Origin of the sequence: Desulfovibrio sp. (assembly GCF_035644575.1) — a bacterium.
GTDB lineage: Bacteria > Desulfobacterota > Desulfovibrionia > Desulfovibrionales > Desulfovibrionaceae > Desulfovibrio.
The window spans coordinates 1-16,361 of the sequence record NZ_DASQOG010000085.1 but is presented as its reverse complement, the minus strand read 5'-3'; the positions used below and the strand labels follow the sequence as shown (position 1 = coordinate 16,361).

Below are 16,361 nucleotides of genomic sequence, written 5' to 3'. Positions count from 1 at the left end.
GAAGCCCATGAGCCACTGGCCCTTGGCCTTGAAATCAATGGCGCTGGCACCGGTGGCCGCGCCGAACACCAGGCCGGCGGCCAGGATAAGCGTACAGATGCGTTTCATAAATCCCTTCCTCTCTAGTTTTTCCCACAGGGTTGACACAGGCCTGCTCCAACACAGGCTGGGAAAACATACCTAGAATCACGGATGATGGCAACCGTTTTCGTCAAAAAATTTTTACCAGACTGTCACAATGGCAAGAATATGACGCTCAAATGACATGCAGGCAATGCCAAGGCCTTCATCCTGCCGATCTAAAACCACGGGCGTTGCTACGCAGGAAGCCATTCCCCCTGTATTCTTGGCCAAAACTCTTTGGGAGGGCTTGCCCCAAGAACGCGTTCAAATTTTTTGCAGGACAGAGTCCTCCTTATTTTAAAGGAGGCCGGTTCGCACACAAAAGCCCGCCCCTGTCCACTGCCAGCATTGCTGCGGCTTTGTGAACAGGGGCGGGCCATGGGCTCACCCAAAAATCAGAACTTGCCTGAAATTCGACTTACAAAAAATCAGGATCAGCAGCAGCCTTGCCCTCTGCCAGCATGATGCGCACATAATGCAGGCTGTGCTCGTCAACAGGAATGATGGGGAAGGACTGGGAGCAGCCAGGGCAACGCACCATGCGCGGCTCCGTAGGGCTCGCCTGCGGCACGTGCTTGCCGCAGTTGGGGCACTGATAAAAAAACAGAATTTCCATTCCGTCAGGCGCAACAGGCTGGACGGGTCGCTTGCGCTCAGCCACGGCTGGCCTCCCCTTCATTTTGTGGCGCGGCCAGGTTGCGCCCGGTCATCAGTTCAGAAGGCTGCATTCCCCAAAGACCAAGAATGGTGGTGGCCACATCGGCCAGCCTGCCGTCTGCCAGGGCATGCATCTTTCCGTCCGGCTCCAGCAGGATACAGGGAACGGGATTGGTGGTGTGCGCCGTGTGAGGTTGGCCTTCGGGAGTGAGCATTTTTTCGCAGTTGCCGTGGTCGGCAATGACAATCATGCGGCCCTTGCGGGCCTCCACAGCGGCGACCATGCGCCCCAGGCAGGCGTCAACCACTTCGCAGGCGTTGACCGCAGCCTGAAGAATGCCCGTATGCCCCACCATGTCGCCATTGGCGAGATTGCAGACCACAAGGTCGTACATGCCGGAATTCCAGGCTTCCACAAACTTGTCCGTCACTTCAACGGCGCTCATGGAGGGCTTTTGATCGTAGGTTTTCACCTCACGGGGGGACGGCACAAGGATGCGATCCTCACCAGCAAAAGGCTCTTCAAGCCCGCCGTTGAAAAAGTAGGTGACATGCGCGTATTTTTCCGTTTCTGCCAAGCGCAGCTGCTTCAGCCCATGCCGGGAAACCACTTCGCCAAGCCCCATGCTCACGGCCTCCTTGGGAAAGGCCACGGGGATATTGAAGCTTGATTCATAGGCGGTCATGGAAGCAACCCCGGCCAGAGCCGGAACGCGGCCACGGTCAAAACCGTCAAACCCCGGCTGAATAAAGGCCTGGGTGAACTGGCGCATGCGGTCTGCGCGGAAGTTGAACAGGAACAGGCCGTCGCCATCGGCCATACCGGCATCATCGCCCTCGGCAAAACACAGGGGCTTGATGAATTCGTCCGTGACGCCAGCCGCGTAAGAGGCTTCAATGGCCGCAACGGGCGTGAGCGTTGTTGCAGGGGTACCGTGAACGATAACTTCCCACGCTTCTGCAAGGCGCTCCCAGTGCTTGTCGCGATCCATGGCAAAAAAACGGCCCACCATGCTGGCGATACGCGTCTTGGGTTGCCCTTCAATGCTTTTTTGCAGCGCGCGCATAAAATCCACGCCGCTGTGCGGGTCGCGGTCGCGCCCGTCCATAAGGCAGTGGATGCGCACAGGCACCCCTGCCTTATGGGCCATGCCGCACAGGGCTTCAAGATGATGAATGTGGCTGTGCACGCCGCCATCAGAAAGCAGCCCCGCCAGATGCAGCTTGCCGCCGCTCTTGCGAATTGATTCAAGCAGCTCGTTGAGTACCGGATTGGCGGCAAAGCTGCCGTCTTCCAGCGCCACATCGATGCGGGTCATGTCCTGATACACCACGCGGCCTGCGCCGATGTTCAGATGCCCCACCTCGGAATTGCCCATGTAGCCGCGCGGCAGCCCCACATCGCGCCCGGAGGCCGTCAACTGGGAATGAGGGCAGCGCGCAAGGAGCGCATCCATATTGGGTGTTGCCGCCACATAGGGCGCGTTGCCGGGCCCCGGCTCGGCAATCCCCCAGCCATCAAGAATCAGCAAGAGCGTGGGCGTCATGATTATTCCCCGCTTCGGGCTTCGGCCAGAGATGCGGCCTTGCCCCACAGGGCTTCAAGACCGTAAAGCTCGCGCACCGGCTCCAGAAATACGTTGACGACAATGTCGTTCATGTCCACCAGAATCCATTGACCGGCGGTGTAGCCTTCCATGCGCAGATATTCAAAATTGCGCTGGCGGCAAAGTTCGCCCACGCCATCGGCGAGGCTCTGGGCGTGACGCACCGAACCGGCGCTGGCAATGACCAGAGCCTCGGCAAAACCGCCCTGCCCGGCCATATCTATGCTGACCACGCGCGCGGCCTTGTGCTCTTCAAGCCACGTGACCACGTCCGCCAGCTTTTCTTCCAGAGGGACATCCGAATAACGCTTGGGGGCAGTGCCCCCTGCAGGTGAAGAAGAAGTGTTGTTTTCCATACCCAGCACATAACGTAAAGACGGGGCAAGAGCAATGGCGCAGCAAGCCGCCAGCGCGCTGAAACGGGCGCGAAATCGCGCCAATCCGTATTGACCGCGCCAACGCATTGCGGCATACCCAAACGAAGCTTTTCAGGGATCAGCGTGCGCGCTTTTGCGCCGCCAAACGCCAGCCGCAGAAGGAGAGGGCCGTGCTTTTCAACATCAAACAGGAAACTCTGCCACGCGAAGAAATGGAGGCGCTGCAACTGCGCCGCCTGCGTGATTTGTGCAACCGCGTCTACGCCAACGTGCCCTTTTATCGCAAACGCTTTGACGAGGCGGGCATCACCCCTGCCGACATCAAGTCGCTGGCGGATCTTAAACTGCTGCCTTTTACGGAAAAGCAGGATCTGCGTAACCACTATCCCTATGGCCTTTTTGCGGTTCCCAAGGATCACATTGTGCGCCTGCACGCCTCCAGCGGCACCACGGGCAAATCTGTTGTGGTAGGCTACACACAGCGCGACCTTGAGACCTGGGCGGAACTGATGGCCCGCAGCCTGGCTGCCGCAGGCGTGGTAAGGTCGGACGTGGTGCACGTGGCCTATGGTTACGGCCTCTTTACCGGCGGGCTGGGCGCGCACTATGGCGCGGAGCGCCTTGGCGCCACCGTTGTGCCCGCTTCTGGCGGCGCAACCCGGCGTCAGGCCGGCTTGCTGCGCGATTTTGGCGCAACAGTGCTCTGCGCCACGCCTTCCTACGGTCTGCATCTGTGGGAAGCGTCCATGGAAGTGGGCGTTAATTTTCGCGATCTTCCCCTACGCGTGGGCGTTTTCGGCGCCGAGCCGTGGTCTGAAGCCATGCGCCGCGACATTGAAGACAAAATGGACATCAGCGCCATGAACATTTACGGCCTGTCCGAAATCATGGGGCCCGGCGTTGCCATGGAATGCGAAGAAGCCAAGTGCGGCATGCATTTGTGGGAAGACCACATCCTGCCCGAAATCATTGACCCCGTTACGGGCGACCAGCTCCCCCCCGGCGAAGTGGGTGAACTGGTGCTGACCACGCTGACCAAGGAAGGCATCCCCATGTTGCGCTACCGCACGCGCGACCTCACCAGCCTTGACTACACCCCCTGCCGTTGCGGCCGCACCCACGTTCGCATTTCGCGCCTCCAGGGCCGCAGCGACGACATGCTCATCATCCGCGGCGTCAACGTGTTCCCGCAGCAGATTGAAGGCATCCTGATGGAAAGCGAGGGGCTTTCCCCCAACTATCAGATCATTGTGGATCGCGTGCACAACCTCGACACCCTTGAAGTGCGCGTTGAAATGAACGAAAACCTCTTTGCCGACGAGATCCGCAAGCTGCAAATGCTGGAAGGCCGCCTGCAAAAGACCATCAAGGAATATCTGGGCGTTTCCGCCAAGGTACGTCTGATGGAACCCCGCTCCATTGAGCGCTCCGAGGGCAAGGCCAAGCGCATTGTGGACAACCGCAAGGATTAGGCTGCCGATCAGGCGAGCAATATTGGCTGCATGCGCGCTGTAAAACGGCATGTGCGGCACGCTTGGGGGCCATCGGCACTGCTGATGGCCCCTGACAGCAAAGGCGGCCCGCAGACAGGACTGACTATAGTTCAACAATTTTAGCTGTTATTTCAGATAATTAACAATTTTGTCAAAAAAGCGGCGAAAAAAAGTCCAGCAATGCTTGACACCTCAGCCTAGTCCGCGTAGAACGTTTTCTCGCTGAGCGGGAGTAACTCAGTGGTAGAGTGCAACCTTGCCAAGGTTGAAGTCGCGGGTTCAAATCCCGTCTCCCGCTCCACTTTTTTTTGCTGGCGGCATAGCCAAGTGGTAAGGCAGAGGTCTGCAAAACCTCCATCTCCAGTTCAAATCTGGATGCCGCCTCCAACAGTATCCTTTACGCTTCGCCGTTTCGCATACCATGCGGGAGTAACTCAGTGGTAGAGTGCAACCTTGCCAAGGTTGAAGTCGCGGGTTCAAATCCCGTCTCCCGCTCCACTTTTGCGGGAATAACTCAACGGTAGAGTGTCAGCTTCCCAAGCTGAAGGTTGCGGGTTCAAATCCCGTTTCCCGCTCCATAAAAGCTTACAGATAAAGCCCTTACAGTTTATAGCTGCAAGGGCTTTTTTGTTGGCCTGATGTTGGTCAGTTACCGGGCTGCTGATTTTTTGAACTCATCCTTTTGATCTGCTTCTTGGCCCGATGGGGCATCTGACCACCCTGCCCCCAGTGATTTGTACAGGGCAATGACGCCGCGAACTTCTTCCCACTGGCTGAGGGCCAAAGCATCCCGCGCATGATTGACGGTACGCTGCGCAACAAGCACCGGCATATAGGCGCTTAATCCCCTGCCATAGAGCAGGGATGATTGTTCCAGGGCTTTCTGGCTGTCGGCGACGGCTTCCTTAAGTGAGGCCTGCCGCAAACGTTCACTGTTCAATGCCGTCAAGGCATCTTCCACATCCCGCAGGGCAAGCCTCACGTCCCGCTCATACACCAGCCTTGCCGCATCGGCACTGGCCTGCGCCGCCTTCACGCCTGCGCGTGCCCGCCCGCCATCATAGATGGACTGGCTGACCTGCCCCCCTGCCGACCACGCGGTGCTGGCGCTGGAAAAGAGGTCATGGATGAGGCTGACCGTGCTGCTGATGCCTAACGGGATGGTAAACTTGGGGAAACGCGCGGCCTCGGCAACGCCGATCTGTGCGGTTGCTGCGGCAAGACGCCGTTCATCCGCCCTTATATCAGGGCGTTGGCGCATCACCTCTGAGGGCAATGAAAGCGGCAGGCGAACGGGCACAGGTAAGGCTGAAGACGGCTCGGCCAACGCGGTGCGCCAATCACCGGGAAAACCGCCAGCCAGCACGCCGATGGCATGACTGAACCGGGCAATATCCGCTTCCATCAACGGCGGCTGCGCCTCGGCTGTTTTACGTTCTGCCCGCGCCTGCATCACATCGGCCAGGGTGCCCATGCCCCTCAGCTGGGCCTGCTCAGCCAGTCGCTCACTCTCAAGCAGCGTGCGGATGTTGTCATGGGCGATAGTCAGCCGTAGCTGCGTTGCACGAAGGCCCGCGTAGTTGGACACAAGTTCCGCAACCAGACTCACCTGCAATGCGCGATGATCTTCGGCAACCGCTTCAATGCCCGCATCTGCCGCTTCAACCGCCCTGCGCGTTCCACCAAAGATATCCAGCTCCCAACTGGCGTCAAAGCCAGCAAGCCATGTCCGCGACTCGCCGCCGACTTGCCCGGTGAGGGCCTCGCTGGTGCGCCGCGCCTCTCCAGCCCCGCCGCCGGAAACCGTCGGTCCAAAGGCTGACGCGGTCTGAACCCGCTCCGCGCGCGCCTGACGTAACCGGGCCTGCGCGATACCAATATCCTGATTCCGCTCCAGAGCCTGATCGACCAGCCTGTCGAGCAGCGGATCGTTGAATGACCGCCACCACATGCGCAGCCCATCCTGAGAGTTGCCGGGCAAAGCGCTGTTGGCCTCAACCCAGTTAGCAGGCAGGTTCACTGTGGGTTTGGTATAGTCCGGGCCTACGGACAGGCAGCCTGACAAACCCAGCAACAACGGGGCGATCAGAAATGCGCTGCAAATACGCGGTCGCGCATGATTCCGTGCTGTGTACATGCGCACTCCCTACAGCCAACGTTGCAGCAGCGTTGCGAGGCGACCCTGGGGTGGCCTGTTGCCTCCCGGTGCATTCACCTCGATACTGCCTGTCATGCCTGCGGCTAAAACAAGGTTTTGCGGGAGCTGCCCAAACTCGATGCGAACCGGAATCCGCTGCGCAAGACGAACCCAGCTGAAGCTTGGCGCAACGCTTGGCAAACCCTGCGCATCAGCCTGCTGGTTGGCATCGGCTATTCCGCGCCCGATACTCAGCACCCTGCCAAGGATCACATCATCAAAGCCCATCAGGCGGATCTGCGCAGAAGCGCCGGGCTCAATGCCGTGCAGTTTGGTTTCCTCAAAATAACCGATGATCCGGAAGCTATTTGCGTCTACCAGCGCTATATTCGGCTGACCAGTCACCGCATAGTCGCCTTTGCTCAACCGCAGGCGCGTTATATATCCATCGGCAGGGGCGTGCAGCACCGTCCGCTCCATATCAAGTTTTGCCTTGTCCACAGCAACCTGCGCGCTGCGCAGTTCGGCCTGGGCAATGGCCATTGCCTGATTTGCACGCTGAATTTCTTCAACGGGTACAATGCTCTCCATGCCACGACGCCGCTTGGCGTCTTCCATTTTCTGGCGCAGCGATGCATCCGCCGCAGCCAGTTGGGCCTCGGCCTGTGCCAATGCCAGAGCAAAGTGGGCAGGGTCTATGCGGTAGAGCACATCCCCCTGTTTCACATACTGGTCATCTGCCACCGAGACATCCAGTACCGTGCCTGAAACCTCCGGGGCTATGCGGACGATCTGCGCGCTGACGCGTCCATCGCGTGTCCAGGGGGCCAAGACATAGGCACGCCAGAGCGCGCTTACCAGAACCCACGCAAAAATGACGACAGCCACTGTAAGCCCTGCCTTGAATATCTGTTTTGCCGGAAACAAACTGTTAGACATGGAAACCAACACCTTTTCTGCGAATAAGCGGTTAAACAAAGAGAATCAGCATCGAAACTATGCAGAGGGAAAGGGCAAGCCCGAATAAACCGGGATGCCAGACCCACCTCAGCGCGCCGCAGCGTGTAAGCAGGGAACGAATCCCCAGATATATTGGCAGCGCGGCGCACGCATAGACAAAGAATGGCGGCAGGTAGATGCCAGCCACAGAGAACTCACTCAGCACCGGTACGACCTCCAGAATGTTGTGAAAAATAATCTGCTCGGTTTTCAAGCAACGCTGCGATATCAAGCAAAACGACCATCAATCGTTGCGCTTCGGCTGCGATGGTGCGGCCTGTAAATGACAGTTGCGACAAGGACCTTGCAGCACGGCGGGCATGCCGAGCCACCATTTGGGGTTCTCCGACCCGGCGGTTCATGTAGCGAAAAGCGGTTGCAAGCTGGCGGCGCAGTTCAGAATCTTTGGGCGCATGGCGCAGCCAGTTACGCAGGCGCAAAACCTCTCGCCCCAGATGAATACTGTCCAACGCATTGGCAATCTCTCGCTCCATCACTTCCGGTTGCGCTCTAAGCAGCGCACCGAGTTGAGCCGTGCGGTGCTGCTGGCTCCATTGCCAGACTTTCGCATCCGTCCGTTTTCCTCTGAAGGCGCCAAGCGCATTATCGCGAATAGCAAGGTGCAAACGCTCGGCGTCGCGCGACAGATTGCGTGGCAGCAGAACCTTGAACCCCACCAGCGTAAAAAATACTGCCAGTAGCCAGGCCACGGAACTGTTGAGAAATAACGTAAAATCGTAGTTCATGGGGTTGTCAGGCGCGGCCAGCGTGGTGAAAGCCACGAGATAGGTGGCCCCGGCCGCCACATGTCGGGGCATGGAGGTTGCGTAAACGCCCGGCAGCCAGAAGAGCCCCAACACCAGGAGCAACAGCGGCAGTCCTTCAACATGGGGAAGCACGATAAAGGTGCAGAGGAATGCCATTACAACGGCAGCCACAGTGCCCTTGATAAATTCAACGGCGCCGAGAGCCGGATTGGGAGCCGTGGACAGTAGCGCGCAGCCTGATGCCAAGCCCGCCAGCATCAGGCTTCCGTAAGTCCAGCCAGTCGCTAGCCAGAAAGCGCCGCCCAGCAGCACCGTCAGCATGGCTCGCAGCCCGTTCTGCATCGCCGCCATCCTGTCCCGGTAGAACGGCACGGAGACTTGCGCCGCTGTTGGCAGCGGAGCATGTAAACGTTCAATGCCCTTAAGGGCTTCAATATAGTCATCGAGCTGTTCGAGCAGCCGGTCTCCAGCGATCATCAGTGCGGCATGCTCCGACGCTTCATCAAGAGATGCAGTGGAAAGCGTGTCTGTTAATCGAGCGCGCATATCTGCCAATATCTGAACAGCACGCTCCAGCCCGATGGAGCCTTGTTCCTGCGCCAGCGCCTGGCTGGCTTGCTGCCATGCCAACTCCCAGGCAGGCTTGAGCGCTTTCAGGGCGCTCAGGCTGGCGCTGCCCTCCCGCATGGGGGGCATGCCGCCTACCAATGCGGAAAACAGGGAGACCATTGTCTGCCGAACTGTGCCGGCACGTTGGGCAAGGTCGGGGGATTCGGATTTCCCCAACGCCAGCAGGTCATCCACGCCATACGCTTCAAGAATGAGATTGCGCCTGCCCGCATCCAGAGGCCTGATTTCCGGTGTCTCACCAGTGTGAGTCGCCTGGTGATTCGTCGAAAGGATGCCTGCGGTGGCCGCTGCCAATCGGTGCAGCTGTGCCTCCAGACGGCTTTGCACGCTGCGATTGCTGAAGAGTGCGGACACGCACACCAGACACACCACGCCGATCGACACGGAAGCCCCGCGCCCCATCACCTGAGAAAACGTAAGTTCCGGATGTTCCATGGCTCCATAGGCCGCCATCCCCACGGTATACCCCGCAAGGGTAGCGCCATACGCCCGAAAATGACGCAGAAGCGTCATTCCCACCACGCACACGCCCATCCACAGGCCAAAGCCGAGCAGAAACAGCCAGGGACTCTGCCCAAATAAACTCATCAGAATAAAGGACGCCAGCATCCCGACAAGCGTGCCGAGTATCCGCCACACGCCTTTTCCGATCACTGCGCCCTGCACCGGGTTGATGACAAGAAGAACGCTGGATGCCGCTGAATAAGGCGCGCGCAGGTCCAGCATGTAGGCAACTACAAGCGCCATGCCTGCGGCTAGAATCGAACGTATCACGTAGGTCGCACGTGGCGTGGTCAGGTCAAGGTACGGCAGCCCGCGGAAAAACCATCCCCGAAGCAGGGCAAGATGGGAGGTAAGGAAGCCTGAAGGTGCCGGAGACACATTCGCATAAGACATGATAGAACCCTTCTGCAATGACGTAATAAGCGTCACTGTAGATACGCCCTACCATTCCGAAAAGTGAATTTATTGCATTTTTATGATTGCGTTAAACGCATGTATTGAAGGTTGCTCTTTCCTCACGGCCTTGTTTGTCTGACAGTCGGCGCAGCATCGCTGTTGCAGAGGGCGTGGATTGTGCGCCGCAGCCACCGATGCGCAGGATCGTTCTCCAGACGCGGGTGCCAGGCCTGCGTCAGCAGCACAGTCTCCAATGGAACGGGCAGCTCAAACAGGCGGATGCGCAGACCTGCGGCGAGGGCGCTGCTGGCCAGATTTTTTGGCAAGATCAGCAACAGGTCAGAATCCTGTAGCGCGAACAATGCCGTGTACGGGTTCGGCACGACCAAGGCAACATGACGGCGCAACCCCTGTTCTTCCAGCGCCGCGTCAATGGGTCCGATGGACTTTCCCCTCCGCGACACGTTGATATGTTCCCAGCGGGTAAGGCGCTCGGGGGTAATTTCGTCGTCAAAAACCGGATGATCTGTTCGGGCAACGCTGACGTACGTGGTGGTAAACAGAGACTGCACGCAAATCTCCGATCCCAGCTTGCGTGAACCACTGATGAACAGGTCAATGCGGCCACTGCGCAGCGCCTCCTCGTCCACGTCATCCTCTTCCGGCGAAAAACGCAACATGGCGCGGGGCATATCCGTTGCCATAAGCCCCAACAGACGGCCCAGATGCGTGCTCACAAATTCGTCAGTGGCGCGTACATTAAAGCGCCTGTCCAGCGATTTCAGGTCAATCTCCACATCGGATGAAAACACCTGCACAGCCTGCTCGACAGCCATGCGCACCTGTTCGCGTAGTGCAAGTGCTTTGGGTGTCGGCACAAGCTTTCGGCCCACCTGAATAAACACGGGGTCCCCCAGTGCGTCCCGAATCCGGCTCAAGGTGCGGCTCATCGCCGGTGGGCTCAAATTCATGCGCCGGGCAGCGCCAATGACGCTGCCCTCATCCAGCAACGCATCCAGGGCCAAAAGCAAATTAAGATCCGGACGTGCCATGTCATCTCCAAACCGTTAACTAAAATGCAATTACATTTACCCATGAATAATGCGAGGAACATTAAAAAACAAGCGCACTCCAAATGGTGATGCATCAAATTTCCTAGCCCCCCCACCTTTCGGCTATTCCTTGCGAGAGATATGCAGCATGCTGCCGCAACAAATGACAGATTGCCATTTCACCTTGTGGTGACGCCTTTGGGATTTTCCGGGCGACAGCACCTTGCCACGATAATTTTTTTATTTCTGTCCATCGGCATAACTAGATAAAATACCTTGCAGTATTACCAGGAAAAAATTCCAACCTGAATATTCCGAACCCCGAAGCCCCCCGAACTATTGCAAGCCATTTATGAGAGTGCTAGTTTTTACCTGCGAAGTTTTTTTGTTCGCAACCACCAGAACCAAGGAGGCGAAGTATGGAATATGCCGTTATGCTGGGGACCGTCGGATGCCGCAAAGAGGATTCAATCTTCGGTGCTGTCTGGGGTGGTTGGATGAACTGGTGGCGTCGCATGCTGGCAGCCGCCGACCGCTTTTAAGCACAGCATGTGACACCGCACGCTGTAATAAACCTGTGATTCAAGGCCGGGACAACTCCCGGCCTTTTTTAATTTGGCCTGCGCCAGTCAGAACATATGCGCATCCGGGCGCTTCAAGGCCGGGCATTCCCCACAATGCGCATCGCCCCACCCACTAGGAGTCACCCCCCTACAACTACCCGAAATCATTTTGACGTTATTCAAACACGCAACTTGGGCACGCACTAACCAGCGTCGACTGCCGCCCTCATGCGCAATCGGCCTAGACCCAAGCCACAATCGCCCATATTTTCTGCGTGTCTTTTAATGAAAAACGCGATATTATACATAGGAAACATACTATTCAATCTCAACCCAGACAGAATCCTTACATTCTATTAGGTTGATAAATATGTTATTTTACACTAGCCTACCTTCGCTGTCTCACTGAATTAAGCAGATGCATAGCAGTACCCAACGATATGTACCCCATTCGCATAAAAAACGTGCAGAATAGGCATGGCATATACGTAACGGCACGGCATGAAAGCTACTCACAAATTTACTGTTACTAGGCAGACGGCATACAAAATAATCCACCCAGGCGTTCAACAAAATGTCCTTTAACTGTTCCAAAAATTACGCACTCTGGGATACGATTTTTATCATTGCCATTGCTGGCTATACCCTGTTTGGACTGTGGGGAGTAAGCCTGCTTTCGTGCGACGGGCTTAAAATCAGCAGTGACCTATGCTGCTATGTACAAAATATGGCGGGCGAACTGCGCCGCGGACTGTTTTCACTTGACCCGCTGTTGGCAGTTCCAACCACTGCAAATTCCATCATCAGCCTTGAATCAACATTGGCGGGCCTTCTTCAACCCGGTGACGATATTGTGCAGGGGATGCTGCGGGCTGGCGCTGTGGGCGTGTTTTTCCACTACATTGCCTGTTATTACCTGGGACGCCGTCTTTTTGACACGCCGCTGATTGCCGCCCTGTTTGCCCTGCTGACAGGCGTGACCGTATGGGTCAGCTTTGGGACATATTGGGGCTTTGGCTCGGGCGACATAACGCCGCGTGTTTATTATGCGGCTCTGTTCCCCCTGCTGTTGGCAACGGCACTCTCGGCCCTCGACAAACCCCAGCTACGCCCTCTTGTCCTCTTTGTTTCGGGCTGCGGCATGTACCTGCACAGCATCAGTTCGCTGGTGGCGAGCTGCATGCTGTTTACTGTATTTTTCTTTCACAGGGCCAAGGGCGACAGCCTGCTGCGGCACGGGGCATGGCTTCTGTTGAGCCTCGTTGCATGGTGCCTCCCCACACTGCTCTACCTGACAAGCTCCATCAAATCCGCCACGCCATTTTCGCCGCAGGATCTGGCCATTCTCCAGCAGGTTTTTGACCGCCGCTTTCTTGAAGACGAAGGCGGGCTCTGCCGCAGACTGATTGGCCACCTGCATTACCGAAGCGACAGTTTTTTCTTGATCCTTGGGGGCATTGCCGGGTTATTTGTTGTGCGCCGTTATGGCACACCACCCATGAAGCGCATGGCATCCATCGTGCCCACCCTGATTTTGGGCTTGTGCATAGCCCTGCTCATTTCGGTAGCGGAAACTCACATCGCTCAGGCTCTCGGCAGAATGCCCATGGGAGCGGAGCTTCCCCGGGGAATCCGCTTTGTTATCTTTTTGTGTTGGCTCATGATTGTTTGCGGCTTTGCCTGCTTTTGGCAACGCGCCCCAAAATGGGCTGGCCTTGTTGCCCTTGGCGCGATTATCGTTGTTCTCGTGTTCGATCAAGGCCGCTGGGCCTATGGGGTACGGTTCGCTTTCAGGCATGTGCTCGAGCTGCCGCAGCCAGCACGGGTACAGAATCGCCTGAACCGGGGAGCCGCCTATGCAGAAGCCCTGCAAGCCGTGCAGCGGATCATTCCGGAAGATGCTCCGATTTTTGCAGAACCCGATGCCATGGCCGTGCGCTACCGCCTGTATCGGCCCCTGGCCTACGCTTTTAAAGACGGATCTTCCTATCTGTACAGCCAGGACGCGCAAGGGGCTGCCCGCTGGCTTGACCTGATCTCCATTCGGGATAAACAGGGATTGACCGCAGCATGGCTTGCCTCTGGCACCCAGTGGATTTTGTGCGGCACCATGTCCGAACGGCAGAACATTGAGCAGAAGGGAACCGTTCTCTGGAGCAATGACCGCTGGTTTATCGCCAAACGCGGCATTGCGGCTGAACACGTCACGCAATGAGGCATTGCATGCGCCACACCACTCTCTCGATTGTTGCCCCCGTGTACTGCGAGGGCGGCCATCTGCACAAATTTGTAGCTTCACTCACTGGGGTGCTCGCCCGATTGAAGGAAGATACCGGCCTCGACTACGAAATCGTGCTGGTTGACGATGGCTCCACAGACGACACGTGGGCCTCAATGCGCACGCTGACCGGGCAATATGCCGCCCTGCGCTGCCTGCGCCTGAGCCGAAATTTCGGCAAGGATGCCGCCCTTTCCGCTGGGCTCGAGGCCGCGCGGGGCGATGCCGTCATCACCATGGACAGCGACATGCAGCACCCCGCCGCACTTATACCAGAAATGGTGGCCTTATGGCGCACCGGCACTGTAGATGTGGTTGATGTGCGCAAGCAGGAGCGCCAGGTAGAATCATTTTTGAGCAGAATCTGCGCCGTCTCATTTTACCGCATTTTTCAGATGCTGACCTCATATGACCTTAAAGGCTCGGGCGACTTCAAGCTACTTGACCGCAAGGTGGTTGAGGCCTGGAAAAATCTTGGCGAACGCAAGCTCTTTTACCGGGGGCTGACGTCGTGGATGGGATTTCGGCACAAGGAACTTCTGTTTAGGCCCTGCGCCCGTTGCGGCGGCACAAGCAAGTGGAGCATGGCCCGCAGGGTTACCCTGGCCGTTGACTCCATGACGTCTTTCAGCGGCAAGCCCCTGCTGGTCATTGGCATTATTACCCTGCTGTTCTATGGTTTTTCGTTTATTGTGGGCTGCGAGGCACTTTGGAGCTATGCCACAGGGCAAGCGGAATCGGGATTTACCACGGTCATTCTGCTGATGCTGCTGACCGGCAGCGCCATTCTCACAGGCCTGTGCATTTTGTCGGCCTACCTGCACCACGCCTTTGTCGAGCTTAAGGGCAGGCCCCGCTATCTTTTGGCCGAAACGCTGGAAGGCAACAAGACGGACGTCTGATTCATGCACCAGCAAAACGATGTCGGAAAACAGCCATCCATGCGCTTTATCGTCCATGCGGACGACTGCGGCCTGACCAGGCAGATCAGCGAGGATATCTTTGCCTGCCTTGCCCATGGGCCGCTCAACTCCGTTTCCGTCATTATGGGTGGCTCGCACACGACAGAAAGTCTGCAACAACTGGCCGCCATGTCCCATGTTCGGGTGTGCCTGCACCTCAATATTCTTGAAGGGCGCTGCACGGCGCCCATCTCGCAAGTTCGCCCGCTGGTTGATGCACAGGGCGCCTTCAAATACGGGCTGGGGCAGATGCTCTGCAGCCTTGCCATGGGCGCAGGCGCCCGCAAAAAAGCCCTGCTTTCAGCCATTCGGAATGAATTTGAAGCGCAGCTAGATGCCTTTGCCAGCGGTTTTTCACCGTTGCGGCAAAGGGGAGGACTACACCTGGACGGGCATCTGCACGTGCATACAATCCCCGCCCTGCGCGGAATCATGCGCGACCTCATGCGGGAGCACCCGCCTGCCTATGTGCGCCTGCCCAAGGAACCCGCTCATCTACCCCCTCTCCCATTGGCGCAGCTGCTTGTGGGATGCGCGCGGCGCACCCTGCTGGCGCACTGGTCGAAGGGGTTTGCTGCCCAGCTGGATCAGGCGGGCATTGCCCACAACAGCTTTTTGTGCGGGCTTGTAAGCGGCGGCAACCTTACTGCTGCGCGGGCCGAGGCTTCCCTTGCGGCCATACAGCGCCAAAAGGAGCGCGCCCCGCTGGTTGAAATCATGAGTCACCCCGGCGGCGGTCATGACGCCAGCGAAGCCTGTGTGCGACACAGCAGTTTTTATCAAAGCAGCGCGCGCCTGACAGAAAAGACCATGCTGCTTGATGGCAGCCTGAACGCCGTACTGGCGCGCTACGGATCCTTGCAGACCTTTGCGGAAACACAGCAATAGCGCCCCAGCCAGCAAACCCGGCGGTGCCGGATTGCTCCGGCATTTCACCCAACAAAATCCCGCACGGCAAACAACAAACGGCCCAAAAGCTAGTGCCTTTGGGCCGTTTACATTCTTCAGCGGCGGGCGCTCCCGCCTGCATGAGCGTTATTGACCGCGAATCCAGTAGGTTTCAAAGCCGTCTTCAAGCCAGCCGTCCTTCACCCGGGTGAAGCCAGCCTCCTTGAAAAGATCGCGGTACTCATCCTGTGTGCGCCGCCAGCCCCAGAACTGCTGCCGACGAATACCCATATAATGCAGAGCCGCGCGGATGCCGATCTTGATGGCGTTCACAAAACTGCCGATAAATGAATCTTCTTCCAGCAATGACGCAGAAAGCAGCACCAGTTCCCCGCCGGGGGCAAGCTGCGCCCGCAGTTCCCATAGCAGGTGCTGGAACTCGCGCGTAGGAATGCCGTAGTCAACAGTAGACAGGTAGATCATGTCGTACTGCACATCAGAGGGCAGGCACATGGGCGGCAGCCCGATATAAATGCGGTCGCTGGGAATGTATTCCCGCAGCCACTTCATGCCCACAGTGCTGGGTTCGTTGACGTGCAGTTCAAGCTCCGGCATTTCTTCCAGCAAAATTTTTTCCATATAGCCCACGCCGCTGCCAATGGACAGCACGCGCACGGGTTCCGTGCGCCCTGCGGGGTCTTGCGCCAGCTTTGCACGCAACTGACCGATAAGCCACTTTGCGTCTGTGCGTTTGTTTTCGCGCCAGACGGATGGCAAATCTTCCCAGTTCTTGTAGCGGCGGAACAGCTCTTCGTAAAAAACCGCATAAAACTTTGGTTCCGCCAGATGAAAGAATGAAATATGTGAAAAGGACGTGAAGGGTATGCCCTGCCAGCTTTCCTGATAAAAACGCCGCACGTTGAAGCCT

14 protein-coding genes and 4 tRNA genes are annotated in these 16,361 nt (G+C 57.5%); 9 read left to right on the top strand and 9 right to left on the bottom strand.

Going from position 1 to position 16,361, the window contains the following annotated elements:
- Positions 1 to 541: 541 nt before the first annotated feature.
- Genes VEZ52_RS04640 through rsfS form a run of 3 tightly spaced genes read right to left on the bottom strand, consistent with a single transcriptional unit; the run spans position 542 to position 2,743 of the window.
- Positions 542 to 784: a hypothetical protein gene (locus VEZ52_RS04640; RefSeq protein ID WP_022659449.1), complete on the bottom strand. Its 243-nt coding sequence runs from the start codon at positions 782 to 784 to the stop codon at positions 542 to 544.
- On the bottom strand, positions 777 to 2,333 hold the full coding sequence (gpmI, locus tag VEZ52_RS04635) for a 2,3-bisphosphoglycerate-independent phosphoglycerate mutase (RefSeq protein ID WP_324835743.1): 1,557 nt from the start codon (positions 2,331 to 2,333) through the stop codon (positions 777 to 779). The genes VEZ52_RS04640 and gpmI overlap by 8 nt, the downstream gene beginning before the upstream one ends.
- On the bottom strand, positions 2,330 to 2,743 hold the full coding sequence (gene rsfS, locus VEZ52_RS04630; RefSeq protein WP_298993614.1) for a ribosome silencing factor: 414 nt from the start codon (positions 2,741 to 2,743) through the stop codon (positions 2,330 to 2,332). The genes gpmI and rsfS overlap by 4 nt, the downstream gene beginning before the upstream one ends.
- Positions 2,744 to 2,934: 191 nt before the next feature.
- On the opposite strand from rsfS, the gene VEZ52_RS04625 reads away from it, so the two are divergent.
- From VEZ52_RS04625 to VEZ52_RS04605, 5 genes are all read left to right on the top strand, one after another.
- Entirely contained in the window at positions 2,935 to 4,236 is a 1,302-nt protein-coding gene (locus VEZ52_RS04625; protein WP_291445419.1) for a phenylacetate--CoA ligase family protein, read from the top strand.
- Positions 4,237 to 4,483: 247 nt separating this feature from the next.
- Positions 4,484 to 4,558, top strand: a tRNA-Gly gene (locus tag VEZ52_RS04620).
- Positions 4,559 to 4,570: 12 nt separating this feature from the next.
- Positions 4,571 to 4,644, top strand: a tRNA-Cys gene (locus VEZ52_RS04615).
- A gap of 36 nt (positions 4,645 to 4,680) precedes the next feature.
- Positions 4,681 to 4,755, top strand: a tRNA-Gly gene (locus tag VEZ52_RS04610).
- Positions 4,756 to 4,760: 5 nt separating this feature from the next.
- A tRNA-Gly gene (locus tag VEZ52_RS04605) sits at positions 4,761 to 4,835 on the top strand.
- Between the two features lie 71 nt (positions 4,836 to 4,906).
- Here the strand turns inward: VEZ52_RS04605 and VEZ52_RS04600 are convergent.
- From VEZ52_RS04600 to VEZ52_RS04585, 5 genes are all read right to left on the bottom strand, one after another.
- Positions 4,907 to 6,394, bottom strand: a complete 1,488-nt coding sequence (locus VEZ52_RS04600; RefSeq protein WP_324835742.1) for an efflux transporter outer membrane subunit — start codon at positions 6,392 to 6,394, stop codon at positions 4,907 to 4,909.
- A gap of 9 nt (positions 6,395 to 6,403) precedes the next feature.
- Positions 6,404 to 7,333 (bottom strand): efflux RND transporter periplasmic adaptor subunit, encoded by a 930-nt coding sequence (locus VEZ52_RS04595; RefSeq protein ID WP_324835740.1) that lies wholly within the window; start codon positions 7,331 to 7,333, stop codon positions 6,404 to 6,406.
- Between the two features lie 31 nt (positions 7,334 to 7,364).
- Entirely contained in the window at positions 7,365 to 7,541 is a 177-nt protein-coding gene (locus VEZ52_RS14595; RefSeq protein WP_349255760.1) for a DUF1656 domain-containing protein, read from the bottom strand.
- Positions 7,542 to 7,548: 7 nt separating this feature from the next.
- Positions 7,549 to 9,687 carry an FUSC family protein gene (locus tag VEZ52_RS04590; protein WP_324835739.1) on the bottom strand — a complete coding sequence of 713 codons (2,139 nt, stop codon included), beginning with the start codon at positions 9,685 to 9,687 and terminating at the stop codon, positions 7,549 to 7,551.
- Between the two features lie 122 nt (positions 9,688 to 9,809).
- A complete protein-coding gene (locus tag VEZ52_RS04585) occupies positions 9,810 to 10,742 on the bottom strand; it encodes a LysR family transcriptional regulator (protein WP_324835738.1) in 933 nt (310 codons plus the stop codon).
- Positions 10,743 to 11,161: 419 nt separating this feature from the next.
- On the opposite strand from VEZ52_RS04585, the gene VEZ52_RS04580 reads away from it, so the two are divergent.
- The 4 genes from VEZ52_RS04580 to VEZ52_RS04565 all read left to right on the top strand — a co-directional run bounded on the left by VEZ52_RS04580 (position 11,162) and on the right by VEZ52_RS04565 (position 15,433).
- Positions 11,162 to 11,284: a hypothetical protein gene (locus VEZ52_RS04580; RefSeq protein ID WP_324835737.1), complete on the top strand. Its 123-nt coding sequence runs from the start codon at positions 11,162 to 11,164 to the stop codon at positions 11,282 to 11,284.
- Positions 11,285 to 11,879: 595 nt separating this feature from the next.
- Positions 11,880 to 13,520: a translation initiation factor 2 gene (locus VEZ52_RS04575; protein ID WP_324835736.1), complete on the top strand. Its 1,641-nt coding sequence runs from the start codon at positions 11,880 to 11,882 to the stop codon at positions 13,518 to 13,520.
- Between the two features lie 8 nt (positions 13,521 to 13,528).
- Entirely contained in the window at positions 13,529 to 14,485 is a 957-nt protein-coding gene (locus VEZ52_RS04570; RefSeq protein ID WP_324835735.1) for a glycosyltransferase family 2 protein, read from the top strand.
- A gap of 3 nt (positions 14,486 to 14,488) precedes the next feature.
- Entirely contained in the window at positions 14,489 to 15,433 is a 945-nt protein-coding gene (locus tag VEZ52_RS04565) for a carbohydrate deacetylase (RefSeq protein ID WP_324835734.1), read from the top strand.
- A 147-nt stretch (positions 15,434 to 15,580) separates the two neighbouring features.
- Here VEZ52_RS04565 and VEZ52_RS04560 read toward each other — a convergent pair.
- On the bottom strand, positions 15,581 to 16,361 hold a 781-nt coding region (locus tag VEZ52_RS04560; RefSeq protein ID WP_324835733.1), incomplete at its 5' end, for a hypothetical protein.